Source organism: Paenibacillus tuaregi, from assembly GCF_900086655.1.
GTDB classification, from domain to species: Bacteria; Bacillota; Bacilli; order Paenibacillales; family Paenibacillaceae; genus Fontibacillus; species Fontibacillus tuaregi.
Genome location: NZ_LT575476.1, coordinates 4,592,757 through 4,618,715 on the forward strand (window position 1 = coordinate 4,592,757; position 25,959 = coordinate 4,618,715).

A 25,959-nucleotide genomic window follows, 5' to 3' on the forward strand; every position below is an offset into this window, starting at 1 on the left:
AGCACAAAACGAAGCGGGTTGCCGAGGGCGTCAGCAACCGCATGAATTTTGGTTGTTACCCCCCTCTGGATCGCCCAATGGCTTGCTTAAGGTCTCCCCTTTTGCACCCGCTCCATGCTGATGGACACGAACGATCGCCACGTCAATCATAATATTTTCAAAGTCGGGTTCGATGGAGACATGTTCCAATACGCAGTCCCAAATGCTAAGCGTATCAAGCGTCTATGGTCAGCAATTAAAGCTGCTTCATGAAGGCAGTAATCACTTCGGTAAGCTTCTCTGGAGCCTCATACATGCTCATGTGCCCTGCCCCCGGAATAACCGCCTCTGTCACATGGCTGCCTTTAGCGGTAAATGTCTTCTCAGCCGGAATGACGGCATCATTCTCGCCTGCAATCAACAGCAACGGCAAAGCTGCTGCGGACATCACATCCGTGCGGTCCGGCCGCTCACGCATAGCCATTGCCACTCCCGCGGCTCCTTGCGGAGGTGTCCGGTACCCGATCTCCTTCACTCTCGTCACTTCAGAAGCAAGCTTCTCCAGATTATCCTTCGCAAACAAACCAGGTACCAGCCCGTCAACAAAGGTGGTGATTCCTTCAGCCTGAATGGTTGATACGGCTTTCAGCCTCTTCTCCTTTGCTTCCTCGCTGTCCGGGTATCCGGTAGAATGCAGAAGACCAAAACCTTTCAGTTGTGAGGCATAACGCTGAACCAGCGAAAGGGTGACATATCCGCCAAGAGAGTGGCCAATCAGTGTATATTGGCTAACCCCAAGTGTATCCAAGAGCCCATTAATATCGTCGGCCATCTGCTCGATAGTATATGCACCCATCGGAGCATCGGACAGGCCATGGCCTCTCAAATCCGGGGTTATCACACGAAATTCCTTGCTGAGATCAGGCACGATTCGTTCAAAGTAGGCGGAGCTCCCGCAGAACCCATGGAGCAGAACCAGCACATCCCCTTCACCACGATCATCATAGGCAATGACTGTACCGTTTATAGTAGCTTTGTCCATTATATATTCCTTCTTTCCCTTATATGTAGTATGGATATTCTTATTATTAAGCTAAAAGCACCCGGTCTGAACCATGCTATACGGGCATGCCAAACGCATCTGCGGCCGCACCGGCAATCTCATCAACCATATTCATAACCCTGTGCAGCGATGTCATCTGGAGGGAGGAGTATGGCCTAAGCCCTCTGACATTCACGACAGCTGCTATACTGTAGTCTCCCGCGGCAGCCAGACCTCCACCCACGGACTCCGCTGGTGTGAGCGGCCCTGCGCCTAGAATATAGCGTCCCACTGAGGATGGAGTCCCCAGGCAGGCATCAATGGCTATTACAGCATGACCCTCTGGAATTTGCCGCACCCGTTCCGCAAAATTCGATGAATCACACGGATGCGCAAGCGTGCCTATAACATGGGGGAACCCAAGATATAACAGCCTGGTCCCGACCAAGGGGCCGAGCGCATCCCCCGAAGAGCAGTCTGTGCCAATGCATAGGAAGGTAAGGCTCTCCAGCGGATGCCGCCTTCGGATATCCCTAAAGAACGGGGTCAACCCAGCTGCATCGACCCCTTTTCCCCGGTCGACCGCTTCAGCCACGATCCGGCGTCTGCCTGATTTTGATCCCAACTTCCAGGACCCCCTCACTGTATTTTCTTCTGATTGCACATGAATCGCTGTATTAACCAACGGCTTTATTGTACCTCATCTTCTCTCCCTGCCGCAAAAATGATACAATACCCGTATTATGCAACCCGAGAGGATGAGAGGTTTGGATTTAACTCAGAAGACACAAGAAAATGTCGAATATATGATTGAAGCGATCAAAAATAAATTGAGAATGGCCACAGGCGCCGCCATGCAAGCCTCCGCTTTCTCCACCGACCGATATGACGATATCTATGAGGTCTATGAGATCGTTATGAGTAAGGAGCGCCTTAGCATCTCAGAGGTCGAAGCCCTGGCATCTGAGCTTGGGAACCTGAGAGGCTGACGCCTTCACTGAACATGCGAATAGAGTCCGATCCTGCAAGCCCTGAAGCTTGCAGGATCGGACTCTTTGATTTTGGAATGTATAGATTTAGACTTTAGTGCCGTTATCGCGATTCCTGCCTAGTTTCTTAAATTTAACAGCGGTGATCCCTATGGCATATCTACAATTAGCAGTTCCGCCGGCTTGTCACTTCCGGTTCCACGAAACACAATATCACAGCTCTTCTTGATCCGCGTGCAATCCCCCGGCCGCAGGGATAGCTCCTCGTCCCCGCAGGTTAAGTCCGCATTCCCTTCAATCAGAAACACATGTGTCCTGCGTTCATTCCGGTGAGGCAAGCTGACTTCACGGCCCGTTTCCAAGGTAGACAGATACACGTTAACCTCCTGGTTGATCGGAAGGCTGCCTTCCAACCCGTTCCCTGATACTACTGGGAGCAGCTTATTAAGCTGATCCTCCTTCGTGAAATCATGGGCCTTCCAGGCTGGCGCCTCCCCTTTTTGATCCGGCAGAAACCACATCTGGATAAAGTGTACATCCTCCCAGTCAGAGGGGTTTCTCTCCTCATGCTCCACGCCTGTGCCTGCACTCATCACCTGCACATGTCCGGCTTTAAGCTTATGCGTGTTCCCCAGACTGTCGCTGTGGCTCAGTGTGCCGGACACCACATAGCTAACAATTTCCAGATCATGGTGCGGATGCCGCTTGAAGCCCATCTTCGGCTTGAGAATATTCTCATTGTGGGCCAACAGGCAACCGAAATGAGCGTTGCTTGGGTCCTCGTAGTCGGAGAAGGAGAAGCTGAATTCACTGTGTATCCACCCATGATCTGACGTGTGGCGCTGATCCGAAGTTATCACTTTAATCATAGTTATCGACCTCCGTAATCTTATCAAGACCTTATCTATGGAAAAGGAATCACTTGCTCTATCTTGTTTAATCCTTACCCGTAAGCCCAAAGCCTTAATCATAGGACCTGCCCTGTTTTCCGAGTGCCCAAAAGTGCGGGATCACGCAGAAAGAGGCCGTCCCAGAAGGCGGCCTCTCATTTTGTTTAGGATTTCGGTTTGTGTTCTAAAGACTCCGAGAACAAACGTTATTATTGGACCGGTTTAAGTTCGAAAACAGCTTCAGCATGACCAACTTTCTTCCCGGCGTCGTTATAAATTTCCGGGCGGTAAGCGGCTCTCAGCCTATCCATTGTGGCCGGATTGTCATAGTTCAGCTGCTCCAGCATACGCAGCACCACAAGCCCCCATTCCTCTTCAGAGCCATCCAGAATTTTAAGGGCAATACCGAGCCTTTCCTTCTTCAGGCTGAGGCAGAACACCCCCTTGAATCCGCCCTTCGTAACAATATTGGTATCGTGCAGCAGCACAGAATCGACCCGGTCAAGCCCCCCGACCAGATTGGGGTGCGCATTCATCGCCTCTGTGATTTTTACAACCGCCTCACGTGTAGCTTCGTCTGCGATCAGATCCGGGCATGCCAGCTTTAGATATCCTTTAGCCAGTGATGAGAGCGGCAGGGCGAACACCGGGAAGCCGCAGCCGTCTGTCCCAAGGCCGATCTCTTCGCGTCTCATCTCTGTAAAGGCAGCCAATGTGGTCAGAATCTCCTGCTGGACAGGGTGTGCCGGCTCCTCATAGCCTTGAAGCGGATAACCCTGCATTTTGCAGTACGCCAGCACGCCGAAATGCTTACCAGAGCAATTATGGTATAACCTCCGCCGCTGTCCGTTATCGCGCAGCAGCTCTTCTTTGGCTGACTCATCCAGCGGAAGGCTTGACTCACACACGAGGCAATGCTCGGTTATGTCTATTTTTTGGCTGAACCGTTCAAGTGTCCGGACGTGCTCCTCCCGCGAACGGTGGGAGGACACCATGACGGCCACCTCTTCTTTGGATAAATGATAATGTTCTATAATGCCTGCCCGAACGGCAGGGATGGCTTGGAAGGGCTTAGCCGAAGACCGGGTGAAGGCTCTATACTCAGGGTCTCCCGCGGAAAAGACAACTTCCCCTTGTTCATTAACTATGCTGATATGACCACTATGGGCACATTCCAGAATATCTGACCGAAATTCCTTAACAAGCGTGACCTCTTTCATCTCTATCTCTCCCTTTGTCATGTGGGCCTCTTCATTTCCAACTTATACAGTATATTATAGAAACGTCTTGTATCGCCATCATCCTTATCCTATCCAATTTTCGTCATGACGGGGCACCTGTAAACCCCGGTTTATTTGTTTCAGGGAATTGGATGTAGTTTATATACAAAGTAAGCTGAACATACATCAGATATCAGGACCCAGGTCCTTTCGGGGCAGCTGTCTTGGCGGAACCCCCGCCAGGCTTCTGAGCCTTAAACGAAGGACTCTTCAGGATACAGACTCGGTCCCCCTAAAGGGCTCCGGACTGTATAACATAAATCCATTAAGGAGTGATTAGAATGAATAAAGCAGAAACAGAATATCCGGTACAAAGCGGTTCGACATTCACCAAAGGGCTGATCATCGGCGGACTTCTCGGCGCAGCTGCAGCATTGCTCTACGCTCCAAAAACAGGCCGCGAGATGCGCAGTGACCTGTCAGAAAAATGGGGCACAGTATGTGATAAATCCAAGGATGTTGCTTCTGTAGTCGCTGAGAAGGCAACAGATCTTGCCAAAAGTGTAACCAACAAAACCACAGATCTTGCACAAACCGTTGGCTCAAGTGCAAGCACCCTGGTATCGAGTGTGAAGACAGCTTCTTCCATGGTAGGCGACGAAATGAAACAAGCCGCTTCCAATGTAACCGAGGATGCCAAAAATTCCGCAGATGAAGTAGCAAGTGAAGCCAAGGACACTTCAAGCGAGCTGTCCAAGGACATTCGCAAGGCTTCCCAAGAAACCGCCAAAGAGGTTCAAAACAAAACAAGCGCGTCTTACTAATCATTCGCTGATGACCTTGTAAAATAGCCAGCCTTCTTCAGCTGGCTATTTCTTATCCCCACTTTTAAGCGGAAAGGGCGTGAGACTACATATGGGAGAACTGAAACAGTACGACACCAAAGACCATCCATTCGAGCTCAGGCATGAAGTCAAACGGTTGAATTCCCGTTTAGACGATATCGCCGATGCCCTGGAGAGATCTGATTTCAAGGATATAATAGAAAATTATACCTCTCCGAAGAAACGGCTGATCTCCAACTTCACATCCGGCTTGGCCAGAGGGCTCGGTTTAACCATCGGGACCGCTCTCGTTCTCGCTTTATTTGGATGGATCACCAGCTTCTTCGTGTCTATGCCGCTCATTGGCGAATTTCTGGCCAATATTCAGCATTACATGGATGCCTATAAGAAATAATAGCTCTATAGTCCAATTTGAAAGGAGCAGTATGCCATGAGTTCTAGTCCCAAGGATGAACAGGAGAAATATACCCGCGATCAAATTTTGGACCCAGCCTTTGGAAATGCACCCAAGCACAAGGATATCGACGAGGCCGAGAATGGTTCGATGGTCAATGATATGGAAGACCTGAAACGGCTGGGCAAGGAAATGGACGAAATGAACAGCACGACAGAGGATAAAGAAAAGGGCCTTGAGAACGACCCGAAACAATGATCTTTTATTACAGCTGTTCAGCTAAAAGGGAGTACAGCCCGGTGTACAACACCGTCCGTACTCCCTTTTCTTATGTATATTCATCAACCCTTTTACAAATTGGCATCTTCCTCCTCTACCTCAAGCAAATCCCCGGTCCAGCCCTTGGCCTTAAGCCATATCCATAGGCCAATCGTGCTTAGGGCAATCAAACCGCTGATCAGGACAAATCCCCATACCCCTGTCTTGATCCAAGGCAAGTAATCAAAATTCATTCCCCATATCGCCCCGATTACGGTGGCAGGTGTGAATATTGAAGCAATGATCGTTAAGGTCTTGCTAATTTCGTTCCCGCGAAAAGCCGAAATGGCATCATCAATCGAGATCAGGGTATCAATTTCCTTCTCATAATGAAGAAACAGCTTATCCGCCCGCTCCACCCGGTAAACATATCTTTTGAAATAAACACTGCTGTCCACTTCTTCCAGATAAGCTTCCCTTGCCGCTGTGAGCAGCTCCTGGAATGAGATAAACAGATTGTGCCAGTACAAAAGCTCAAAACGCGCATTGAGAATCCGGTCCATGATATGCTTTTGGTTCGACTTTCTCATAATGTCTTCGACTCTTCGCAGATTGGCTTCAAAGTTATCCATACCGGCGTGGAAATAATGGAGGATGCTCCTTACTAAAATAAATAATCCGTCTCTAGGATGGGTACATGAATTTAATAACCTGATTCTTTCCTCGGTTGTCATGATGCTACGGGTATGTTCATCCAAATTGATCGTTATAAACAGATCATCACTCAGGAAGAAGTGGAACTTGTTGCATGATCTGGAGGTATCGATCTCCACCTTCACAGAGTACAGCAGCGACCCAAAGATCATAGGTCTCTCCCCCTCTGGAAATCTTACGGACAAGTAACTCGTCTCCACTTTGGGAATCTCCTTAATCCATTCCTCTGTAAGCGGATACTTCTGTTCAAGCTCGCTAACCAAAGGCTCGTTCCAGTCTTCAATGCTCAGGTCGATCCATTTCCAGCCCCCGCTCATGGACCATTCCCGGTAGCTGCTCTCCTGACTATTCATCGGCCCCACTCCTTTCCCAATTTATTATTCCCAAAAAAGACACGCCATTCCCACAGGAATTAGGCGTGTCTTCCTCATTATCTATTCTATGACGAATCTATCAGGAGCCTGAGTTGGACATGATCTGCTTCAGCTTCTCGGTCGCCCGCTTCTGAATCCGGGACACGCTCATTTGTGAAACTCCCAGCTTTTGAGCTATTGCCCGCTGGGATTGACCGTCCTGGAAGGCAAGCAGGAGGACACTCTGTTCCTGCTCCTTCAGCTGGCTAAGCGCCTGCTGCAGATCCATTCTTTTCTCCACGGTATCATAATCATTCGCATCTGAGCTGATCAATTCTCCAAGGGTTGCTGTACTCTCATCTTGGGATAGCGGGGAATCCAGTGACACGTAATGGTAGCATTCGCGCCCTGCCAACACCTCAACCGTCTCCTCGACCGAGAGATCAAGGTACTCCGCAATCTCCTTCACATCCGGAGAGCGCTCGAGCTTAACTGTAAGCTCGTCAATGGCTTGCTGTACAAGCGCCCCCTTCTCCTTGATGCGGCGTGGGACCTGAATATACCAAGACTTATCCCTCAGAAAGTTCTTCATGTGACCGATCATGCTCTTCATCGCGTAGGGTTCAAAAGGAATTCCCAGATTAATATCATACTGCTGCAGCAGCCGAATCAATGCCATCTGGCCTACCTGATACAGATCTTCGTATAAGTCCGGACGGTTGCGGGCGATCTTCCCGGCCGCCATCTTCACCATGGGCTCGTATTTCTTGATGAGCTCGGTGGCAATTTCATTGTCCTTCGTCTGCTGGTACTCCCAAATCAGACCGATGGATTCGTTCATAGACTCTGGGGGAGTCAGCCGATCCGTCATACTTTCTCCTCACTGCGAGCAAGATTTCGGATCAGAACGACCTTGGTTCCTTTCCCTGCCTCGCTCACAACGCTCACATCGTCCATAAGCGCCTGCATCAGATAGAAGCCGAGACCGCCGATTTGGGCATCCTCCAGATCTTTATCATGAAGTGTTGCCCGATCGTCTTTTTTGTCCCACGCATCAAAGCTCTCCCCTTCATCTTTGACCGTAATTGACAATGAATCCGGCTTGATTTCAAACGTAACTTCAACAGTACCATCTTCCTGCTTGTATGCATAAAGTACCGAATTGTTACACGCCTCCGAAACCGCGACCTTCATGTCTTCGATGTCCTCATAGGAAAAACCCATTTTAGAAGCTATACCATATAAATTTAATCTGACTATATCGACATAATCCGCAGTGGCCGGTAAGTGTAATATAACTCTTTGAACTTCGTCTTTCATTCTAACTTCGATCCTTTCCTATTGGGGATTCTCCTGGGACGCAAAAAACTTGGCGATACCGGTCATGTCAAACAGCTTCTGGATCTGCGGGGGAACTTCCCGAACATAAAACTGCGCATCCATGCCATGTCTTGCCTTCAGGATAGATAACAAAATACCAATGCCCGTGCTATCGATGTATTTCAGGTCTTTGAGGTTCATCACTAAGTCAAGTTCCCCATCCCCAACCAGAGGTTCCATCACCTGTCTGAAATCCGGCGCCACGGACAAATCCAATTCTCCTCTAAGGTACACCGTGCAGGTACCACCTTCTACTTGGGTCGTAGCATTGAACTTATCATTTTTATTTGTATTCATAGACACTCTCTCCTGAATTATGTTTTTCTGTATCAACTAGGCCATTCTATAATTTATAACCTTTAAACCGGATTATGAAACAGCCAGCAATCAAGGAATTAACTTCCTTTCACCTGTTCCAGCGAGTTCATCCCATATTCCGGTTCTGGATACTCAGTTAATATTTTTTTGATACTGCCGAGCTTAACCGGTTTGCTGACATAATCAACCATCCCGACTTCCAGGCAGCGGTTCCTGGTTCCCTCCATCACATTGGCGGTCATAGCGATAATGACAGGACGTTTGCCCTTGCCCGCATTTTCACAAATGCGGCGGGTTGCCTCCAGGCCATCCATCACGGGCATTTGGAGATCCATAAAGATATAATCATATCCACCCGGTTGACGGGCCATCTCAATGGCCTGTCTTCCATCTTCAGCCACGTCCGCCCGGTAACCAAGCTTGCGGAGCATGCTGAGCATCAGTTTCTGATTGATCGGATGGTCATCCACAACCAGCACCCGCTTGGAGAACGGAAGCTGGACCACTTCAGCCAGTTCCTCGTTCTTGTGTGTATAATCCTGCGGGTCTTCCTCATACTTCCCCACGTTGATTGTGAAGGTAAAGGTGGCCCCTTTCTCCTCCATTGATTCGACGCAGATATCTCCGCCCATCAGCTGTACGAGCGTACGGCATATGGCCAGCCCCAATCCGGTCCCCCCATATTTACGGGTCATTGAAGAATCGAGCTGGGAGAATGGCTTGAATAATTTATCGATCTTATCAGCTGGAATACCGATACCGGTATCTTTTACTGTAAATTCCAGAGTCATCCGGTCATCTTCTTCATGCTTCGGGGTTACCACAAGATAAATCCCGCCATGGTCTGTAAATTTGATAGAGTTGGAGATCAGATTGATCAGAATCTGCCGCATCCGGCCTTGATCCCCATAGACGACGGAAGGTATCTGTTCATCAATAAAATACACCAGCTCCAGGTTCTTGCGCCCCGCATCCACCGAGAACAGGTTAAACACCTCTTGAATTCCGCTCTGTAGCTCAAATGGCGTCTCCTCAAGCTCCATTTTGCCCGACTCCATCTTGGTGAAATCGAGGATATCATTAATGACGGTCACTAACGCATCCGCGCTTTTGCGGATAATGTCCGTATACTCTTTCTGCTCCTCTTGAAGATCCGTTTCCATCAGCAAATCGATCATGCCGATTACCCCGTTCATTGGAGTCCGGATCTCGTGGCTCATCATGGCAAGGAACTCCGTTTTGGCCTTGGCCGCAATCTCCGCTGCCTCCTTAGCCTTCACCAGTTCCTCGTTAATCCGCTCAAGCTCCAGTGTCTTCTGATGAAGGAGCATGGACTGGGTTTTATGCTTTTTGTTCGTCAAATACATGCTGACAAAGCCCTCAATCTTGGAGCGCAAAATCTGGGGAATGAACGGCTTCACCATATAGTCAATAGCACCCGCCGAGTATCCCGCGAACAATTGGTCCGCTTCTTTGCTGTTGGCCGAAATAAATATGATCGGAATGTCCTTGGTCTTGTCGCGGGCCTTGATCAGCTTAGCCGTCTCGATCCCGTCCATGCCAGGCATCTGCACATCCAGCACGATCACAGCGAATTCATCCTTCAGCAAATGTCTAAGAGCCTCTTCCCCCGAGGTTGCTTTGACCAGATTGTACTCCTCGCTATCGAGCACCGCCTCCAGAGCCAGCAAATTCTCGGGGCGGTCATCTACCAGCAATATGTGAATTGGTTCGTGATACCCCATGGAATCCTCCTCAATTGTGGTGACAAATTTATTTTATCTTACGATAGATTTTCTCTGTCGTATCCAAGGGCTCATAGCTGTCGGCAAACGCTGTAAATTGAATCGATTCTTTAGAGCCCAATACAAGTACGCCAAAACGGCTTAAGCTTTCATAAAACAATTCGTGAACCCGGTTCCGCAGCGTGTCATTGAAATAAATCATGACATTACGGCAGAAGATCACGTTAAACTCATTAAAGGAGCGGTCTGTGGCCAGATTGTGCTCCGCAAAAATCATATTTTTCCGAAGGAACGGATGGAAGAGGACCGAATTATATTTCGCTGTATAATATTCCGAGAAGGAACGGGTGCCTCCCGATTCCAGATAGTTCTTCGTATAAAGCTGCATTCGCTGAATATTGAAAATCCCCTCTTTCGCCTGAGCGAGCGAACGATCATTCATATCCGTCGCATAGATTCTGGACTTCTCATAAAGGCCCTCCTCATGCAGTATAATCGCCATGGAGTACACCTCTTCGCCGGTTGAACAGCCGGCATGCCAAATCCGGATATAAGGATACGTTCTGAGGATCGGAATCACCTTCTGGCGAAATGTCCGGAACAGCTCAGGATCCCGGAACATTTCAGTTACAGGTATTGATAAATTGTAGACAAGCCGCTCGAAGCAGTCTCTGTCATGCATGACTTTCTCCAGCAGACCAGAGATGGTGTTCACGTTCTCGGCATGCACGGAATGCCAGATGCGCCTTCTGAGCGAAGGCAGGGCATAATTGCGGAAATCATAGCCGTACAACCGGTGAATCCCTTCAAGCAATAGCTCTATCTCAATTGTCTCACGCTCGCTCTCATCAATGCTTCTGGGAGAAGGAACGTCATTTTCAGAGGAATTGCCTGATGTCATGAAATTTATCCCCTTTGTTCGTCTTGATACTAGTTATTAAATTATTATTACCCTCAAAACGCCCTTACGAATACAACCACACTCGCATCAAGGACAGAAGCTGATCGGTCTGAATAGGTTTCTTCATATAATCGGAGGCCCCGGCTTCAATACACTTGAACCGATCATCCTTCATCGCCTTAGCTGTCAGGGCAATAATAGGCAGCTTCTCGAACTGCGGGATCTCACGGATTCGGCGCATCGCCTCGTAGCCATCCATTTCCGGCATCATCATATCCATTAATACCAGGTCAAAATCCCCGTGCTGCTCAAGCAGTTCCAAGGCCTCTCTTCCGTTCTCCGCAAAAACAACATCCATCTGGTACCCTTCAAGCACGCTGGACAGAGCGAATACATTTCGCACATCGTCATCCACGAGAAGGATCTTCTTGCCCTCAAACAGTTCTTCCTTGTTATGCAGCTTTTGCAGGATTTTCCGTTTTTCCTCCGGCAGATTGGCTTCCACTCTGTGAAGGAACAGGGTAGTCTCATCCAAGAGCCGCTCAGGAGACTTCACATCCTTAATAATGATCGATTCCGCATACTTGCGCAGCCGGGTCTCCTCCTTGCTGTCAAGCTCCTTGCCAGTATAAATAATGATCGGAAGATCATGCAGGTTCTCATCATCACGTATCTGATCCAGAAGCATGAACCCGGTCATATCGGTCAGCATCAGGTCCAGGATCATGCAGTCGTAACGCTGCTTATGCAGCTCCGCCAAAGCTTCGGCACCTGTGGAGACAGCGGTAATAGCCACATCATCATGCCCTACCAGTTCAATGATTGCGCCGCGTTGAACCTGGTCATCCTCTACCACCAAGAGGTGCTTGAGATCGTTATCCATATAAGACTCAATATGAGCAAAAGCACGCTCCAGCTCTTGACGGGATGAAGGCTTCTGGAGATAGGCAATAGCCCCCATCTTCATTCCCTGCTTCACGTCATCCACAACGGAAATCACATGGACTGGAATATGACGGGTGTCCGGATTCCCTTTTAGCTCACCGAGAATAGACCAGCCATCCATAACCGGAAGCTGAATATCGAGAATAATCGCGTCCGGCAGATAGGTTCTGGCAAGCTTAAGACCCTCATCCCCTTGGAACGCATTCAGCGTCTTGAAGCCGTAAGCTTTGGCCATGTCCACCAGAATTTTGGCAAAATGAAAATCATCCTCCACGATCAGCATGACCTTATCCTGCGGAGTAATCAGGTCACGGTCATCGGAAAGAACCTCGTTCATGCCGCCAGCTAAGTGCTGCGTATGTCTACGCGGAGAGTCCTCTTGAACTGCAGCCGGTTCGATCGTCTGAACGGCGGCAGCCGCACTTTTCAGTCCGTCCTTCAGTTGGCTAAGGCCAGCCATCGGGAGATACAAAGTAAATTCGCTTCCCTTGCCCTCCTCAGACTTTAGATCTATTCCCCCGCCCAGCAGAGCAGCGAGTCCCCTGCTGATCGACAGCCCAAGCCCAGTGCCCCCATAGCGCCGGCTGGTCGTTCCATCGGCCTGCTGGAACGCTTCAAAGATCAATTTGGTTTTGTCCTTTGGAATACCAATACCCGTGTCCTTCACCGTGAATGCAAGATATTGCGCTTCATGGTCCAGATATAACGGAAGTTCTTCAGCCTTGGGACGGGTGATGTGAAAGCTGACGCCGCCTTCTGAAGTGAATTTGAATGCATTGGACAGCAGATTTCGGAGAATTTGCTTCACACGATACCCGTCCGTGGTCACAGCTTCAGGCAGTCCCTTCTCTACTTCAATCTGGAGCCCCAGCTGTTTCTTAGCCGCCACTTCCTTGAAGTTGCTCTCCACGAACTTTCCAAGCTCCTCCAGACTGACAGACTCTTCATTGATTTCCATCTTGCCCGCATCCACCTTGGACAGATCCAGGATCTCATCAATCATCTTCAAAAGATCGGCACCCGACATATAGATCGTTTGGGCATATTCCTTCTGCTTCTGGGTCAAATTCTCTTCTTTATTCTCCGACAAGAGCTGGGAGAGGATAAGAAGACTGTTCAGAGGGGTCCGCAGCTCATGCGACATATTGGCCAGAAACTCTGATTTATATTTGCTGGTAAGCGCAAGCTGGCTGGCCTGCTCTTCCAGCTGAATCTTCGTCTTCTCGATTTCGTTATTCTTCTCCTCAACCTCCTGCACCTGCTCCTGCAGGGCATGGGTCTTGGCTATCAATTCAGTATTAAAATGCTCGAGTTCCTCCTGCTGGCGTTGAAGCTGCTCTTCGGAGCGTTTCAGAGCAAGCGTCTGCTCCTCAAGATTCTCATTGGAGCGGCGGAGTTCCTCCTGCTGGCTCTGCAGCTCTTCGGACTGGCATTGAAGCTCTTCCGCCAGGGTCTGGGATTCTCTCAGCAGCTCCTCTACCCGGAGCCGGCCCATAATGTTATTAAGAATAATTCCCAGACTGTTGGCCAGTTCCTTGAGCAGATGCTTCTGAACATCTGAGAACTTGAGGAAATTCGCGACCTCAATAACACCAAGCAGCTGATTCTCGAACAATACAGGATGAATCAGCACTTCCGCTGGCTCCGCTTCACCAAGCCCGGAGCGGACCGTGATATAACCTGCCGGAAGCTGCGTTAAGTTAATAGGCTCTTTGGAAATTGCAACCTGACCGACAAGACCTTCGCCAAATTTGATCGACTGTTTCGGACGTACGGCTTCATCCATAGCATACGCCCCTGTAAGCATAAGCTCATCCGGGCTGGATTCATCATTACTGATATATATCGCGCCATAGCGTCCCCCCAATATAGGGGTAAACTCGTTAATAAACACCTGGGACACTTGTTCCAGTGAGTTGACCCCGTGCAGCAGCTCTGTTATACGCGCAAGGTTGGAGTTAATCCAGGTCTGATCCTGCTGGGACTGCAGATACTTCATCTCCAGCTCCTGCTTCTGATCCAGATCCTCTGACAGCTTCTGAAATACCCTGGCTACATCGCCAATCTCGTCGGCAGTTGTGACGTTGATCCGCCGGATTGCCTTAAGCTTGCCCTTGCTGAAGCTGTTCATCATCATGGACACCGTATTGAGTCCCCGTGTTATGCTTGGCAGAACCCATAACATGATCCCCAGTGCAAGCAGAAGCCCTGCAGCCATCACAGTTACGGTCAACTGAATGGACTGCTCGTATGCGGACTTAGCCACTTGGACTTCTTCATTAATTTGCAGGTCCTGATACGTCCCTAAGGAATTAATACTGTCCAGAATCTTGCTCTGAAGATCAACTCCATAAGCATTCCGGTATTCAATAGCCTTGGTCATGTCTTGCTTGTTCAGTAAAGCAAGCTGATCATCCAGATAAGCCTTGTATGCATCCCAGGCCTTCTCGACATTGGAAATAATCAACTGCTCCTCTGGACTGACCTTACTCTTCTTTAAAGCCTCCAGGTGCGTATCCGCCTTGCTTACATTCCCTAATAGCTCTTTCTCTGTACTGCCCAATGAAATCGACGGATTAAGCAGCAGGTTCGCCATTCTCTTCGTAACTTCATTAACCTGTGCCCGCATATCCCCCGAGCTTCTGATTTTCATATATCTCTGCTGATAGATCTGATCAATCTGCTTGTTCATCAAGTCCATCCGGTCATATCCGATGAACGTAAGGATCAGCAGAATAGCCATAAGCGAGCTGAAGCCAATCAGCAGTTTACTTCGGATTCTCATTCCGTGCCTTCCCCTTCTTTTAGTGTAATCCACACCAGGCATTTATCATCTTCGCGCTCCTGAGGCACGTTATCGCTAAAGAACATCTGCTCCATTCTGGATACATCCAAGGCGTGAGAGCCGGCCAAACTTTGGGCCAGGAAATCGAGCTGCTCATCCTGGGTCCCCTCTACGGCTTCCATAAGCCCGTCCGTATATAACACGATATGTCCCTCCCCCTCATAGGAGATCGAGTGGGTTTGGGCTTCGATCTTGTCAAAGAGCCCAACCGGAGGGCACCCGGTATCAAGCAGGATAAGCTCACCCTCATCGGTATACAGCATTCCTGGAGGATGACCGGCATTGACGTAATCGATCCGTTTGAACTTCGTGTCTACAACAAGATAGATCGCTGTAAAATAATACTGAATAAGCTGGCTTTCAATATGAAGCTGGCTGAATCTCCGGTTGAGCTCCTGAATCACCTTCTCAGGCTCAACATATGTGCTTACCGTATCCTTAAGCACGGAAGCGATGAACATGCAGAACAATGATGATGAGATTCCGTGTCCCATCATGTCGAGCAGAATAATGCCATATCTCCCCTCGCCAAGCGGATACCAGGCATACAGATCACCCGCCAGCTCATAAGATGGCTTGTACAAAGCGTTCACTTCAAAATATTCATCTTCAATCGGAGCGCTAAGCACCGCATTCTGAACAAGCCCTGCCAATCTGAGCTCCTCTTGAAGCCGCTGATCACGCTCTTTGTGCCAGTCCTTCTCCTGCTTGAGGCGAAGGGCCAGCCGGATGCGCGCCATAAGTTCAACCTTGTTAATCGGCTTGGTGACATAGTCTACCGCCCCGACATCCAGCGCCTCCGCCAGCTTTTTGGAATCCCCTACGGCTGTGACCATAATAATAGGAATGTCCTTTAATTGTTCGTACTGCTGCACAATTCGGCAGGCTTCGATCCCGTCCATCTCAGGCATCATCATATCAAGTAAAATCAGATCTATATCAGTAGGGGCGACTACTTCTCCCTCCCCGGCGTGATCAAGTCCCAGCTTCTGGAACATCTCGAACGCGGAGGAAACAGCAACCGTATCCCGGTAGTTTTCTTTTTTGAGTATTTCCCGGACAATGATGATATTTGTCGGATTATCATCCACAATTAGAATTTTCATAACGCACTCCTTACTTCGATGAAGATTTGCGCAAAGCGGAAATTGAACATGGAAATAAAAGCGTTTATAGTTAGTCCGCATTCCCTCTTACTATATCATTTTCTTCGTAAACACCCTATAAATAATCCCGATATAAATTCTAAAGTTCATTTTATATAGTTTTTCATTCTTTTAGATACATATCCATAAATATAGATAAGGAATGAGGGCATTTCCCCATTCCTTATCTATATTTGTATATATCACTCGTATTTATTTAGCTGCGCACAGCAATAACGAGCACCTTGCCCAAATCCAATTCCTTCTCATAAAACTCCGCCTCCGTCTCGGTGAATCCCAAAGAGACGATCTTCGCACGAAGTTCATCCCCTCTTGAACGGAACAGATTTGCAATTGAGTTAAATACGCCCTCTTCCTTTATGCCAATTTCCTCGGCGTCTGATGCGTCAACGATCCGGTCTGTTCGTTCCTGATCGTGGGCAAGTACATAAATATGTTCTGCGGTATAACCTGTTGAACTGAGCTCTTTCACGGTTTCAACCGCCTGAACTCCGTTTTGCACAACCTTCGCATAGGATTTAGTACTTTCCAAACTCATCGTAAGCCAACTCCTTCTTCGAATTTTGTGAGATTATATATAAGTTGAACCTTTCACCCTTTTGCCTGATCTTTCTTTAGTTCAACTTCTATAAAAGGGATATTCATCCGGTAAATTCAGCTTGATGTCTAATCTGCTCCATATACATAGCCATTAACCCAAATCCTAGCCTATTGAAACAGGTTTACAGAATTCCCCAGCCAGGCGGTGAGTATTCACTCTGATGCGGAATCAAACAGATCGATCCCTTGAATTCCTCCATTAGGGCTTTTATAAATTTTAATGGCACTGTAACCACGGGTATACACAACACCGTCCTCAGCTATGTAATCTGCAGGTCCAAATATCCGGGTCAGGGAAGCAGGCTGAAGCTCTACCCACTGCTCGTTTACTTTCATCTCCTTGGAGCCAGCACCAAGATGCACATAATACACCTGGTCCTCAAACAATCCGACAGTTACATCCTTATAATGATATTCTGTACATCCGGTGAGGGAGTCCTTCGTAATTTTTACAGGCTTCCCTTTCTTGCTGATCACATCCTTGCGCGTATCCGCAAGCGAGACGTCATTCAGCGTGTTGATTTCATCGACCGGTGAGGCGGCTGTCCGCTTTCCTACAGAACTATCATGAATCTGGGCGTGACCCATTGCCAGCTTTACGTCCGGGTTTAGGGCCTTGTCGTAAGCTGTCGGTGTTGATCCGTTAAGAGATGACAGTAATCCTAATAGCAGCAGCAGTGCATTCAACATGGAGCTCACCCTTTCCTCAGGCTGCTGTCTGTGGCGTTAATTCCGGTATTTATGCCAGACATTTGCAGCGATATCAATCCATTTCATCCAGCTGCCGGATGACTTCTTATCCGAATACGTGGCATCGTAGCTTTGTACCGTCTTCTCATGAGGCGTCTGAACGGCAGCCTTCACGGCCGCTTTAGTTGAAATTCTGTCCTCTGCGGGCCTTTTAAAGCGTTCGATCAGGGCTGAAGACACCTGTTTGGCGCTGAGGGTAACCTCATTCAGAATTTCGCCTACATTTTTAACTGTTTCAATCACCGGATCAATTTGCCTCATCTTATGCTCCACATCTTCTGTAATCCCATTAGCGTGTCTGAGCACCTGCTTGACCTCGTAAGTTAGCTCATCAATCGTCTTCTGCACTTCCTGAAGCGTTTGAGAAGTTTTGTTCAGAGAATTTTCAGCGGCCTTAAGCGTTTTGATCAGGAAAATCACCAAGGCGACAAACGCCAGTGCAATTACGGCCACACTTATCTGCCAGATCAGTGACATCGACATTACCTCTCTTTCATTCCTCTTTATGCTGTGTTACCCCATAGTTACCCCGAGCCGTTTTCGGCGAAACAAAGGGAAAAGTTACCTGATCCAGGCAGGAAACCATATTTGTTTCAATCAAAAAAGGTCCGGTTAAAGAACAGTACGAGGCGGGATACCCCGCACCGGAGCATTTCGTAAATAACCGGTTATACACCGGATATTCACGAAGCGCTGGGTTATTAATCTTCTATGAAAGAAGGATGATCTTCATGTTAAAATGGTCAGTTATTTTTCTGGTCGTTGCCCTAATCGCGGGGATATTCGGATTCTTCAATCTGGTTGTGGCAGCAGCAGCTTCTATAGCGAAAATTCTGTTCTTCATTTTCCTTGTCCTGTTCATCATCTCGCTCTTTACTGGACGCCGGGGACGATCGATGTAGACCTAACACCCTTTGTATTAGTTTAAAAATAGACAGCAAAAAGCGGTTATCCTCAAGCCTCATCTGGCTCTTTGGGATAACCGCTTTGTTGTGCTCCTTTATTATAAAATCCGCATGATTTCCAGCCAATTCAAAGATAATCTCGCTTCAATGGAATCCTCGTGAAATATTAAATCCTTCACTTTAATTACGTCTGGCAGCTCCTTGCCAGGCGGAGCGCTCACTTGTTTGAGTCCCAGCTGGTCAGGGCTCAAGGTGATTCCTCTAATCTGAACGGATACCGGGGTCAAGACAACCTGGCCTCCGGTGAATTCCATCGTATAGACCGCTTTGGCTCCAAAAGGGATCCAGCCCCACTTCCCGTTAAGGTCTGCTTCGAGCCGGTTCCCCCGCTGCTTGAACTCCGCCCCGGTAACCTCAACCGGCAGTTCCCCCTTCGAGAGGTACTTCACGAGCTTTTGCTTCGCCAACTGGTTAAACTCCTCCTCATTAATCCGGATTACCGGCTCACGGGTATCTATCATTTTAGTGATCTTGGTCTTCCAGTTGAGATCCGTATACTTCAGGTCCAGTTCCTTCGTTGGCCGGATGTATAGGATCACGGCGGTCACCGCAATAATAATGAGGACCAACGGGATAAGGACAAACCATCTTTTCCGCATGTTCTCCACTCTCTCTCTATGAACTTGTTTACATAATCATAACAAAAAACAGCAGGCACAAAAAAATTTACACAAATTTGATTCTTAGGTCGCTTGGCGGGTTATTTAAAAATATATAAGATATACACCAAACTTATCCTAGGGAGGAAATACCATGAAAAAAATCGCAGCAATCACAGCTTCCTTGGCTTTATCTGCAGCATTCGCGACAGCAGCTTCTGCCGACACTGCTCCTGTTACAGGAACTACTACACCTACAACAACTACTACGACAACTGCTGACGGCACAACCACAACTGGCACTACACCTACAACCGGAACTACAACTACAACCAATACCTCGACATCTACGTCTACACCTGTAGTGTCCAAACCGGTTATTGTTCCTGATCTGGTTGTTGTAAACCCTCCGAAAAAGTGGGAAATCACCAAAATTACTACTTTCTATAAAGATCCTAACGGCCAAGCATGGGGCAAGCTCGATCCGCAAGTTCTCGAACCAACAGGCCAAATCATTGGCAATTGGGTTGAAATCTACACTTGGCTCGGCAAAGGCTGGGTTTGGGCACCAGAATATACTAAATAATATAACATAAAGCATCTTCTGGCCAAAAAATAGCCCCGGAGTTTACATAACTGCAAACCAACCGGATGGCAACCACACAAAATTGAAACGCTTCACCCTTTGAGGAAATACTCCTCTAAACGGGTGAAGCGTTTTGTTATGATCTGTATTTTATTGAAGCACACTTCCTCCGAAAAGGAATCTCTTCACCCAAGTGCCGGACAGTGTATCTATGCGGACGCCGCCTGAAGCAACGGAATAGGTTTGAATCATCTGACCGTTCCCCATATACACAGCCACATGGGTGATGCGCTCCGTACTCTTGTCTATATCCTGATAGGCCGTGTCAGAAGATCCTTGATTACTCATGAAGAATAACAGGTCTCCTGGCCGAAGATCCTTAATATCATAAACGGCCTGGCTGTTATCCTTGATCCACTGGCCTTGCGATCTGGAGTCGGCAGGCAGAATGATGCCAAGCGCTTCGCGGTAAATGGTTCTGGCAAAGTCCGAACAGTCAAAGGTCTCCGTAGTGTTCCGGTCAGATCCGTACTCGTACGGAGTGCCCAGATACTTCCTGCCTGTATCGAATAGAGCCGCCAATTTGGCATCGCGTTCATCCTGGGCATTGGAAGCATTGGAATTGTCCGCGTTTCCAACTCCGCCGGGATTCGTGGAACCCCCGGGGTTCACAGAGCCACCGGAGCCCCCAGAGCCGCCAGCATTTCCTGTATTGTTGCTACCTGGATTTCCACTATTCTCGGCATTCCCTGATTTGCTGCTGCCGGAACTTCCATTATTTCCGATATTCCCTGTATTACTGCCTGCATTCGCCTTATTCCCGCTGCCGCCTGAATTACCCGGCTTCACCGTAGTCTCCTTGTTCAGCTTTATGTACTTCTCTGAACTGCTGACATACCCCGTCTTCCCGTCTGAGGTCTTTACCTTATAGAAATAGGCATTGGATTGATCCAGAATAGTTACGGTTTCCCCAGTCTTCAGCAGTCTGATAATTTTGAAGGATGTAGAAGGACCTGATCTAAAATTGACACCGTACTGGATGATTCCCGTTAAGGACGTTTTTTGCACAGCTGCGGATGCCGCTTGAATATGTGATACTGACATAAACCCCGAGGAACATAATAATGCAGTGCTAAGTACTCCTACGGCCAAGCTTTTCTTCATGATAAGTCCTCCCTGAGTGGTCTTGGATGTCTGATAAATAAACTCTGTCCAATTTATCGGTAATCCTCAGGGAAGATTGCATATGCCGAAGTTCACATCTTTATCTCGATTATGCGCTTGCTGAATAGACCAAAAGACCTACTACCCTCTTAACTATTTTGGTTTTTCACTCCCCACTCACACAAACTCTCCATAACCGGCAATAGAGTTTCTCCTTTATCTGTGAGGCTATACTCGACTTTAGGAGGAACTTGGGGATACTCTTTCCGTCTCACCAAGCCATCCGCCTCCAATTCCTTAAGTTGTGAGCTCAAAGTTTTATAAGTAATGGCCCCTATTTGTCTTTTCAAATCATTAAAGCGAACAGGTTGGTTTTCTGCTAGAAGGTAAAGAATAACCATCTTCCATTTACCACCGATTACTGCCACTGTATACCCAAATGGGGTATCCTGAATAGATTTAACTTTACCTTTATATTCAGCCATGCTCATCCTTTACACTATCCTTTCGGGTAGTACCTATCATAAAAGTGCGTACTACTTTTTTTATTATGCTCAGTTTATACTAGCCATACTTTAAGAGTAAAGGAGAGAGCAAAATGACAACTACAAAAATTTATAATCACGGTGTTGCATGGGAAGAAGCTTTTGGCGTCACTCAAGGTTACAGTGTTAACGGTACTATCTATATTTCTGGACAATTTTCCCACGATATGGAGGGCACGTTTGTCGGAGAGGGTGATTTCGAGGCACAGGCCCGGCAGACGCTGGAGAATCTGGATCGTGTGCTGGCGGGATTCGGGGTCACAAGGTCTAACATCGCAGAGATGGAAATCTTTCTGACCAATCCACAACAGCACTTCGAGCCTGCTGTCGTTCTGTTTAAAGAGTATGTAGGCGACCATCGGCCTGCCGGGACCCTCATCGGCGTATCAGGCCTGGCATTCCCTCATCAATTGATTGAAATCCGCGCCGTCGCACACACCAATTAATACGGATGCAGTTAAAAAAACAGCACAGGGCGGTCAGCTTCAAAAGAGCCGACCGCCCATTAATGTGGAGCAGATGGTCCGAGCAACAATCTTGGTCTGTTCCTATGATCATCTGTCCTTTCTGGCTGTCACCAGCGGCACAGCCTCCTCCTGCTTCGGCTCCACATGGACATGCACGCTCATGACATTGTGGCGCTCGCTCATCCGCTCCTCAATCCGGTCGCTGATTTCGTGACTTTCCGCCACGCTCAATTCAGGATCAACTTCAATGACCACATCTACCAGCACATGATTCCCATGTACTCTCGCCTTTACATCCTTTAATGCCTCCACACCGGGAATACGTGCAATTGAGCTCCGGAAGTCATGCAGCTCATTCTCATCAAAGCCGTCCGTTAAGCGGTGGGTGGCGTCCTTGAAGATCCCCCAGGCTGTCCAGCATATCAAAAGCCCTACTCCGATAGCCGCTACCGTATCCAGCCACGGAAGACCGAACTGAGCTCCGAATATTCCCACCGCAGCTCCAATGCTTACGAAGGCATCAGACAGACTGTCCTTCGCTGTTGCCATCAGCGCCTGATTGTTAATCCGCTTGGCCAGCCTGCGGTTGTACAGATAGACGCCAAGCATGCCCGCGGCACTTACCAGGGCCACCACCGCGGACAGCGGATCAGGAGCAGTCTTTTTCCCTTCGAACAAGCCCCGCCCTGTTTCAATGAGTACCTGAATGCCCACCGTAGCCATAATAAAAGAAGCCACCAGCACAGCTACAGTCTCAGCCCGGAAGTGACCATAAGCATGATCTGAATCTGGCGGTTTACGGGATATCCGGAGGCCGACCAATATGGCGGTCGACGCAATAATGTCCGTTACGTTGTTGAAGCCATCAGCAAGCAGCGCACTGGAATGAAACAAATAACCACTGATCAGCTTCAAAGCGGATAACAGCAGGTAAGCAGCTATGCTGATCCAAGCTCCACGCTCCCCCTGCTTGATTTCTTGATAGGTATCGATCAGAGCCACCTCCGCACCTGCTGTAATAACAATGCAAAAACCATTATATCCATTATTCCCGTTGTCCCACCTTTTAAAAACGTATAAAATAAGATCAGCGCTCCCATCAAGCAAAGGAGATGAAGACGATGACGGAAGAGAATAAAGAGCCCAAAAAAATCGATTTGGCTGAAGCTATGAGGCTTAAGCTGCAGCAGAAGAAGCAGAACCAGGCTGCCAATAAGCAGAATCCAGGTAACCCTAACAACCCGAAGGCCTTGAAAAGCCAGAATGTCAAAAAGCCAAACAACCAACGCCGCCGCACAGGCGGATCATAAGCTTTAAGTTAAAAAAAATGCTGTCCTGTAAATTACAGGACAGCATTTTTGTTTATTTGGAATTCAGTGCTCCAGCAGGATACATTTCCTTGCGGAGAGCTTGAATCTCTTCATTCTCAAGATACTCGTCATAAGACATCTGACGGTCGATTACCCCATTTGGAGTGATCTCGATAATCCGGTTCGCAATCGTCTGGATGAACTGATGGTCATGAGAATCAAACAGAATCGTTCCATCGAAATCAATCAGACCATTATTCAGCGCCGTGATGGATTCCAGGTCCAAGTGGTTCGTCGGCTCGTCAAAGATCAGCACGTTAGCCCCGTTCAGCATCATCTTGGCCAGCATGCAGCGGACCTTCTCGCCCCCGGACAGCACACTTGCCTTCTTCAGGGCTTCTTCACCGGAGAAGAGCATGCGTCCAAGGAAACCGCGCAGGAACGTCTCATCTTGATCATTGGAGTACTGGCGCAGCCACTCTACCAGGTTCAGGTCCACCCCGTCGAAATAAGCGGAGTTATCCTTAGGGAAATAAGCCTGGGACGTTGTAATCCCCCAGCTGTATTCACCGGAATCGGCCTCCGTCTCGCCCATAATCACTTGGTACAGAGTCGTCTTCGCCAACCCGTCTGGTCCTACAAAAGCAATCTTGTCACCCTTGTTCACCACAAAGCTGACATTGTTCAGCACAGTTTCGCCTTCAACTGTTTTGGTCAGGCTATCCACCGTAAGCAGCTGCTTCCCGGCTTCGCGTTCTGCCTTAAAGTGCAGGAACGGATATTTCCGGTTGGACGGACGGATATCCTCCAGTGTAATCTTGTCGAGCTGCTTCTTACGGGAAGTAGCCTGCTTCGACTTGGAAGCGTTGGCGGAGAAGCGCTGAATGAACGCTTGAAGTTCTTTGATCTTCTCTTCTTTCTTCTTGTTCGCATCCCGGGTCAGCTTAAGAGCAAGCTGGCTGGACTCATACCAGAAATCATAGTTGCCCACATACAGCTGGATTTTGCCAAAATCAATATCCGCAATGTGCGTACATACTTTGTTCAGGAAGTGACGGTCATGGGATACGACAATAACGGTACCTTCATAGTCAAGCAGGAAGTTCTCCAGCCAGCCGATAGAATCGATGTCCAAATGGTTCGTAGGCTCATCGAGCAGCAGATTGTTCGGATTGCCGAACAGCGCTTGGGCAAGCAATACACGGACCTTCTCATTACCGCTGAGCTCACTCATTTTCTTGTCATGAAGGTCTTTGTCGATACCCAGACCAATCAATAGAGACGCCGCATCGGATTCGGCATTCCAGCCGTCCATTTCCGCGAACTCCCCTTCGAGCTCCCCGGCACGCAGGCCGTCTTCCTCGGAGAAATCAGCCTTAGCATAAAGCGCGTCTTTCTCTTTCATAATACTGTACAGGCGGGCATGGCCCATAATTACCGTTTCGAGAACCGGATACTCATCGTACTCATAATGGTTCTGCTTCAGAACGGCCATACGCTCACCCGGAGTCATGTGGACTTCACCAGTGTTCGGCTCAATCTCCCCAGACAGAATCTTCAGAAAAGTTGATTTCCCTGCTCCGTTTGCACCAATGAGACCGTAACAGTTACCTGGCGTAAATTTTATATTTACATCTTCGAAAAGTGCTCGTTTTCCATACCGGAGCGTTACACCACTTGTGCTGATCATTTATCATTACCATCCTTTTATCTATAATCACGCTTCTAACATGACATTATAGCATAAAAGATCACCTGAAAGGGAACACCCCTCAGTGAGTGGTGGAATCAGACGGCTTAAGCTTAGGATAACGAAGGGTCTCTCCATAGAGCAGCACCCGGATTGCCTCCTCAGGAATGCCTCTTCTCTTGCGTTCCGCCTCCATCCGGTCCAGTGCCTCTCTGGCAGTATCGTCAGCCAGCTTGAAGGTGCCGTAATGCATGGGAATCATTGTTTTGGCCTTGACATCCTCGAAAGCCTGAATGGCTTCCTCAGGGTTCACATGCTGGGAAGTCATGAACCACTCGGGTTCATAAGCCCCGATGGGCATAAGTGCAATATCAATGTTGTAACGCTCCCCGATTTCTTTGAATCCTTGGAAATATCCGCTGTCTCCGGCAAAATAAATAACCGGGTCCCCCTTCCCCTTCTTCTCCGGGGGATCGATCTCCATGATGAACCCTCCCCAATGGGAGGTGTTCGTATCAAACGGTGTCCGCCGGGTCCAATGCTGGGTCGGCACGAACGAGAACTTAACCCCGCGAAGGCTCAGGTCTTCCCACCATTTCATTTCCCGGCATCGGCTGAAGCCTTTGCGCACTATCTTACGTTTAAGCCCCTCCGGCACCAGAACTGTTGTGTTTGGTCCGTACAGCTTGCGGATGGAAGAGACGTGCATATGATCATAGTGGGAATGGGAGATCAGAATAATATCCACTTCCGGTACCTGTTCGATCGGAATGCCCGGCGAACCAAGCCTCCGCTGAAATCCCATCCGGGGGGCCCATACCGGGTCCGTAACAATATTTAAGCCATGATATTGAATCAGAAACGTGGAGTGACCGATCCAGGTGATCGTCGTGTCCTCCCTATTATGGTGCAGATATTCAATCTCTGGCTCCGAGTGCGGAATCACATAAGAATAATCCTTCTTCTTGTGGCGGCGTTCTTCCCGCCACTGGCTGAACTGCTTCAGTGTCTTGTCAGTACTGACATTATCCATGTTATTAAGGCGGTGTCTGGGCATGAAGAGGGCTCCTCCCTTCCTAATTTCCCAATGTCCAATATCTATTTAAAGGTTCCCCTATTCAATCGCCTTTAACTAATCTTAACCTACTATTACCCTGAATTCCAAACTTGCTAGCAGTCCATCCGTGCAGCTCTAATCCTGGGGTTCCTCATATTTCACCGCATACACAAATAGAAAAAGAACGGATGCGGCCACAACAATTTGCGGAGCATACATCATCATAAAATACTCAATCATAC

Annotated in this window: 30 protein-coding genes; 8 read left to right on the plus strand and 22 right to left on the minus strand. The window is 48.4% G+C overall.

Features of this window, described 5'->3' with window-relative positions; translation table 11 throughout:
- Positions 1-235: 235 nt before the first annotated feature.
- Both BN6628_RS20625 and yyaC read right to left on the minus strand, forming a co-directional pair.
- Positions 236-1,021: an alpha/beta fold hydrolase gene (locus BN6628_RS20625; protein WP_068620193.1), complete on the minus strand. Its 786-nt coding sequence runs from the start codon at positions 1,019-1,021 to the stop codon at positions 236-238.
- Positions 1,022-1,097: 76 nt separating this feature from the next.
- On the minus strand, positions 1,098-1,646 hold the full coding sequence (gene yyaC, locus BN6628_RS20630; RefSeq protein ID WP_068620194.1) for a spore protease YyaC: 549 nt from the start codon (positions 1,644-1,646) through the stop codon (positions 1,098-1,100).
- A 142-nt stretch (positions 1,647-1,788) separates the two neighbouring features.
- Here yyaC and BN6628_RS20635 point away from each other — a divergent pair, with 142 nt between their 5' ends.
- Positions 1,789-2,010, plus strand: coding sequence for a DUF1128 domain-containing protein (locus BN6628_RS20635; protein WP_068620195.1), 222 nt, complete (start codon positions 1,789-1,791; stop codon positions 2,008-2,010).
- Positions 2,011-2,159: 149 nt separating this feature from the next.
- On the opposite strand, the gene BN6628_RS20640 is transcribed toward BN6628_RS20635, so the two are convergent.
- Together BN6628_RS20640 and BN6628_RS20645 are read right to left on the minus strand one after the other, a co-directional pair.
- A complete protein-coding gene (locus tag BN6628_RS20640; RefSeq protein WP_068620196.1) occupies positions 2,160-2,879 on the minus strand; it encodes a pirin family protein in 720 nt (239 codons plus the stop codon).
- 230 nt (positions 2,880-3,109) lie between these two features.
- A complete protein-coding gene (locus tag BN6628_RS20645) occupies positions 3,110-4,120 on the minus strand; it encodes an asparaginase (protein ID WP_068622502.1) in 1,011 nt (336 codons plus the stop codon).
- Between the two features lie 341 nt (positions 4,121-4,461).
- Here BN6628_RS20645 and BN6628_RS20650 point away from each other — a divergent pair, with 341 nt between their 5' ends.
- The 3 genes from BN6628_RS20650 to BN6628_RS26975 all read left to right on the plus strand — a co-directional run bounded on the left by BN6628_RS20650 (position 4,462) and on the right by BN6628_RS26975 (position 5,617).
- Positions 4,462-4,944 (plus strand): YtxH domain-containing protein, encoded by a 483-nt coding sequence (locus BN6628_RS20650; protein ID WP_068620197.1) that lies wholly within the window; start codon positions 4,462-4,464, stop codon positions 4,942-4,944.
- A 91-nt stretch (positions 4,945-5,035) separates the two neighbouring features.
- On the plus strand, positions 5,036-5,359 hold the full coding sequence (locus tag BN6628_RS20655) for a DUF5665 domain-containing protein (protein ID WP_068620198.1): 324 nt from the start codon (positions 5,036-5,038) through the stop codon (positions 5,357-5,359).
- Between the two features lie 36 nt (positions 5,360-5,395).
- Positions 5,396-5,617 carry a hypothetical protein gene (locus BN6628_RS26975; RefSeq protein WP_068620199.1) on the plus strand — a complete coding sequence of 74 codons (222 nt, stop codon included), beginning with the start codon at positions 5,396-5,398 and terminating at the stop codon, positions 5,615-5,617.
- Positions 5,618-5,709: 92 nt separating this feature from the next.
- Here the strand turns inward: BN6628_RS26975 and BN6628_RS20665 are convergent, their stop codons facing one another.
- From BN6628_RS20665 to BN6628_RS20715, 11 genes are all read right to left on the minus strand, one after another.
- Entirely contained in the window at positions 5,710-6,684 is a 975-nt protein-coding gene (locus BN6628_RS20665; RefSeq protein ID WP_068620200.1) for a magnesium transporter CorA family protein, read from the minus strand.
- 100 nt (positions 6,685-6,784) lie between these two features.
- Positions 6,785-7,555 (minus strand): sigma-70 family RNA polymerase sigma factor, encoded by a 771-nt coding sequence (locus tag BN6628_RS20670; protein WP_068620201.1) that lies wholly within the window; start codon positions 7,553-7,555, stop codon positions 6,785-6,787.
- Positions 7,552-8,004 carry an anti-sigma B factor RsbW gene (gene rsbW, locus BN6628_RS20675; RefSeq protein ID WP_068620202.1) on the minus strand — a complete coding sequence of 151 codons (453 nt, stop codon included), beginning with the start codon at positions 8,002-8,004 and terminating at the stop codon, positions 7,552-7,554. The genes BN6628_RS20670 and rsbW overlap by 4 nt, the downstream gene beginning before the upstream one ends.
- Positions 8,005-8,022: 18 nt before the next feature.
- On the minus strand, positions 8,023-8,361 hold the full coding sequence (locus BN6628_RS20680) for an STAS domain-containing protein (protein WP_068620203.1): 339 nt from the start codon (positions 8,359-8,361) through the stop codon (positions 8,023-8,025).
- 98 nt (positions 8,362-8,459) lie between these two features.
- Positions 8,460-10,127 (minus strand): response regulator, encoded by a 1,668-nt coding sequence (locus tag BN6628_RS20685; protein ID WP_068620204.1) that lies wholly within the window; start codon positions 10,125-10,127, stop codon positions 8,460-8,462.
- Positions 10,128-10,155: 28 nt separating this feature from the next.
- The gene (locus BN6628_RS20690; RefSeq protein ID WP_068620205.1) at positions 10,156-11,028 is read right to left on the minus strand and encodes a CheR family methyltransferase; all 873 of its coding nucleotides are present in this window, start codon (positions 11,026-11,028) and stop codon (positions 10,156-10,158) included.
- Positions 11,029-11,092: 64 nt separating this feature from the next.
- Positions 11,093-14,758, minus strand: a complete 3,666-nt coding sequence (locus BN6628_RS20695; RefSeq protein WP_068620206.1) for a response regulator — start codon at positions 14,756-14,758, stop codon at positions 11,093-11,095.
- Positions 14,755-15,924, minus strand: a complete 1,170-nt coding sequence (locus tag BN6628_RS20700; RefSeq protein WP_068620207.1) for a PP2C family protein-serine/threonine phosphatase — start codon at positions 15,922-15,924, stop codon at positions 14,755-14,757. The genes BN6628_RS20695 and BN6628_RS20700 overlap by 4 nt, the downstream gene beginning before the upstream one ends.
- A gap of 256 nt (positions 15,925-16,180) precedes the next feature.
- On the minus strand, positions 16,181-16,522 hold the full coding sequence (locus BN6628_RS20705; protein ID WP_068620208.1) for a YflT domain-containing protein: 342 nt from the start codon (positions 16,520-16,522) through the stop codon (positions 16,181-16,183).
- Between the two features lie 215 nt (positions 16,523-16,737).
- Positions 16,738-17,274 carry a hypothetical protein gene (locus tag BN6628_RS20710; protein ID WP_068620209.1) on the minus strand — a complete coding sequence of 179 codons (537 nt, stop codon included), beginning with the start codon at positions 17,272-17,274 and terminating at the stop codon, positions 16,738-16,740.
- A 36-nt stretch (positions 17,275-17,310) separates the two neighbouring features.
- Positions 17,311-17,805 (minus strand): DUF948 domain-containing protein, encoded by a 495-nt coding sequence (locus tag BN6628_RS20715; RefSeq protein ID WP_068622504.1) that lies wholly within the window; start codon positions 17,803-17,805, stop codon positions 17,311-17,313.
- Positions 17,806-18,065: 260 nt separating this feature from the next.
- Here BN6628_RS20715 and BN6628_RS25760 point away from each other — a divergent pair, with 260 nt between their 5' ends.
- Complete coding sequence (locus BN6628_RS25760) at positions 18,066-18,236, plus strand: DUF1328 domain-containing protein (RefSeq protein WP_082927000.1); 171 nt, start codon at positions 18,066-18,068, stop codon at positions 18,234-18,236.
- Between the two features lie 101 nt (positions 18,237-18,337).
- Here BN6628_RS25760 and BN6628_RS20720 read toward each other — a convergent pair whose 3' ends face one another.
- Complete coding sequence (locus tag BN6628_RS20720) at positions 18,338-18,898, minus strand: hypothetical protein (protein ID WP_068620210.1); 561 nt, start codon at positions 18,896-18,898, stop codon at positions 18,338-18,340.
- Between the two features lie 154 nt (positions 18,899-19,052).
- Here BN6628_RS20720 and BN6628_RS20725 point away from each other — a divergent pair, with 154 nt between their 5' ends.
- A complete protein-coding gene (locus BN6628_RS20725) occupies positions 19,053-19,484 on the plus strand; it encodes a hypothetical protein (protein ID WP_068620211.1) in 432 nt (143 codons plus the stop codon).
- A 150-nt stretch (positions 19,485-19,634) separates the two neighbouring features.
- Here BN6628_RS20725 and BN6628_RS20730 read toward each other — a convergent pair whose 3' ends face one another.
- Together BN6628_RS20730 and BN6628_RS20735 are read right to left on the minus strand one after the other, a co-directional pair.
- On the minus strand, positions 19,635-20,648 hold the full coding sequence (locus BN6628_RS20730) for a C40 family peptidase (protein ID WP_068620212.1): 1,014 nt from the start codon (positions 20,646-20,648) through the stop codon (positions 19,635-19,637).
- A 149-nt stretch (positions 20,649-20,797) separates the two neighbouring features.
- On the minus strand, positions 20,798-21,139 hold the full coding sequence (locus tag BN6628_RS20735; protein ID WP_068620213.1) for a winged helix-turn-helix transcriptional regulator: 342 nt from the start codon (positions 21,137-21,139) through the stop codon (positions 20,798-20,800).
- Between the two features lie 107 nt (positions 21,140-21,246).
- On the opposite strand from BN6628_RS20735, the gene BN6628_RS20740 reads away from it, so the two are divergent.
- Positions 21,247-21,639 (plus strand): RidA family protein, encoded by a 393-nt coding sequence (locus tag BN6628_RS20740; RefSeq protein WP_068620214.1) that lies wholly within the window; start codon positions 21,247-21,249, stop codon positions 21,637-21,639.
- A gap of 108 nt (positions 21,640-21,747) precedes the next feature.
- Here the strand turns inward: BN6628_RS20740 and BN6628_RS20745 are convergent, their stop codons facing one another.
- On the minus strand, positions 21,748-22,653 hold the full coding sequence (locus BN6628_RS20745) for a cation diffusion facilitator family transporter (RefSeq protein WP_187386181.1): 906 nt from the start codon (positions 22,651-22,653) through the stop codon (positions 21,748-21,750).
- Between the two features lie 128 nt (positions 22,654-22,781).
- On the opposite strand from BN6628_RS20745, the gene BN6628_RS20750 reads away from it, so the two are divergent.
- Positions 22,782-22,970: a hypothetical protein gene (locus BN6628_RS20750; protein ID WP_068620215.1), complete on the plus strand. Its 189-nt coding sequence runs from the start codon at positions 22,782-22,784 to the stop codon at positions 22,968-22,970.
- A gap of 52 nt (positions 22,971-23,022) precedes the next feature.
- Here the strand turns inward: BN6628_RS20750 and BN6628_RS20755 are convergent, their stop codons facing one another.
- The 3 genes from BN6628_RS20755 to cydS form a co-directional block, all read right to left on the minus strand.
- On the minus strand, positions 23,023-24,660 hold the full coding sequence (locus BN6628_RS20755; protein ID WP_068620216.1) for an ABC-F family ATP-binding cassette domain-containing protein: 1,638 nt from the start codon (positions 24,658-24,660) through the stop codon (positions 23,023-23,025).
- 82 nt (positions 24,661-24,742) lie between these two features.
- Positions 24,743-25,717: an MBL fold metallo-hydrolase gene (locus BN6628_RS20760; RefSeq protein ID WP_068620217.1), complete on the minus strand. Its 975-nt coding sequence runs from the start codon at positions 25,715-25,717 to the stop codon at positions 24,743-24,745.
- A 135-nt stretch (positions 25,718-25,852) separates the two neighbouring features.
- Positions 25,853-25,957, minus strand: a complete 105-nt coding sequence (gene cydS, locus BN6628_RS26980) for a cytochrome bd oxidase small subunit CydS family protein (protein ID WP_374706309.1) — start codon at positions 25,955-25,957, stop codon at positions 25,853-25,855.
- Positions 25,958-25,959: the final 2 nt, after the last annotated feature.

Coding starts and splice junctions, on each gene's coding strand:
- BN6628_RS20625 (WP_068620193.1), bottom strand. CDS start 1,021: ATGGACAAAGCTACTATAAACGGTACAGTCATTGCCTATGATGATCGT.
- BN6628_RS20640 (WP_068620196.1), bottom strand. CDS start 2,879: ATGATTAAAGTGATAACTTCGGATCAGCGCCACACGTCAGATCATGGG.
- BN6628_RS20645 (WP_068622502.1), bottom strand. CDS start 4,120: ATGAAAGAGGTCACGCTTGTTAAGGAATTTCGGTCAGATATTCTGGAA.
- BN6628_RS20650 (WP_068620197.1), top strand. CDS start 4,462: ATGAATAAAGCAGAAACAGAATATCCGGTACAAAGCGGTTCGACATTC.
- BN6628_RS20655 (WP_068620198.1), top strand. CDS start 5,036: ATGGGAGAACTGAAACAGTACGACACCAAAGACCATCCATTCGAGCTC.
- BN6628_RS26975 (WP_068620199.1), top strand. CDS start 5,396: ATGAGTTCTAGTCCCAAGGATGAACAGGAGAAATATACCCGCGATCAA.
- BN6628_RS20665 (WP_068620200.1), bottom strand. CDS start 6,684: ATGAATAGTCAGGAGAGCAGCTACCGGGAATGGTCCATGAGCGGGGGC.
- BN6628_RS20670 (WP_068620201.1), bottom strand. CDS start 7,555: ATGACGGATCGGCTGACTCCCCCAGAGTCTATGAACGAATCCATCGGT.
- rsbW (WP_068620202.1), bottom strand. CDS start 8,004: ATGAAAGACGAAGTTCAAAGAGTTATATTACACTTACCGGCCACTGCG.
- BN6628_RS20680 (WP_068620203.1), bottom strand. CDS start 8,361: ATGAATACAAATAAAAATGATAAGTTCAATGCTACGACCCAAGTAGAA.
- BN6628_RS20685 (WP_068620204.1), bottom strand. CDS start 10,127: ATGGGGTATCACGAACCAATTCACATATTGCTGGTAGATGACCGCCCC.
- BN6628_RS20690 (WP_068620205.1), bottom strand. CDS start 11,028: ATGACATCAGGCAATTCCTCTGAAAATGACGTTCCTTCTCCCAGAAGC.
- BN6628_RS20695 (WP_068620206.1), bottom strand. CDS start 14,758: ATGAGAATCCGAAGTAAACTGCTGATTGGCTTCAGCTCGCTTATGGCT.
- BN6628_RS20700 (WP_068620207.1), bottom strand. CDS start 15,924: ATGAAAATTCTAATTGTGGATGATAATCCGACAAATATCATCATTGTC.
- BN6628_RS20705 (WP_068620208.1), bottom strand. CDS start 16,522: ATGAGTTTGGAAAGTACTAAATCCTATGCGAAGGTTGTGCAAAACGGA.
- BN6628_RS20710 (WP_068620209.1), bottom strand. CDS start 17,274: ATGTTGAATGCACTGCTGCTGCTATTAGGATTACTGTCATCTCTTAAC.
- BN6628_RS25760 (WP_082927000.1), top strand. CDS start 18,066: ATGTTAAAATGGTCAGTTATTTTTCTGGTCGTTGCCCTAATCGCGGGG.
- BN6628_RS20720 (WP_068620210.1), bottom strand. CDS start 18,898: ATGCGGAAAAGATGGTTTGTCCTTATCCCGTTGGTCCTCATTATTATT.
- BN6628_RS20725 (WP_068620211.1), top strand. CDS start 19,053: ATGAAAAAAATCGCAGCAATCACAGCTTCCTTGGCTTTATCTGCAGCA.
- BN6628_RS20730 (WP_068620212.1), bottom strand. CDS start 20,648: ATGAAGAAAAGCTTGGCCGTAGGAGTACTTAGCACTGCATTATTATGT.
- BN6628_RS20735 (WP_068620213.1), bottom strand. CDS start 21,139: ATGAGCATGGCTGAATATAAAGGTAAAGTTAAATCTATTCAGGATACC.
- BN6628_RS20740 (WP_068620214.1), top strand. CDS start 21,247: ATGACAACTACAAAAATTTATAATCACGGTGTTGCATGGGAAGAAGCT.
- BN6628_RS20750 (WP_068620215.1), top strand. CDS start 22,782: ATGACGGAAGAGAATAAAGAGCCCAAAAAAATCGATTTGGCTGAAGCT.
- BN6628_RS20755 (WP_068620216.1), bottom strand. CDS start 24,660: ATGATCAGCACAAGTGGTGTAACGCTCCGGTATGGAAAACGAGCACTT.
- BN6628_RS20760 (WP_068620217.1), bottom strand. CDS start 25,717: ATGCCCAGACACCGCCTTAATAACATGGATAATGTCAGTACTGACAAG.
- cydS (WP_374706309.1), bottom strand. CDS start 25,957: ATGATTGAGTATTTTATGATGATGTATGCTCCGCAAATTGTTGTGGCC.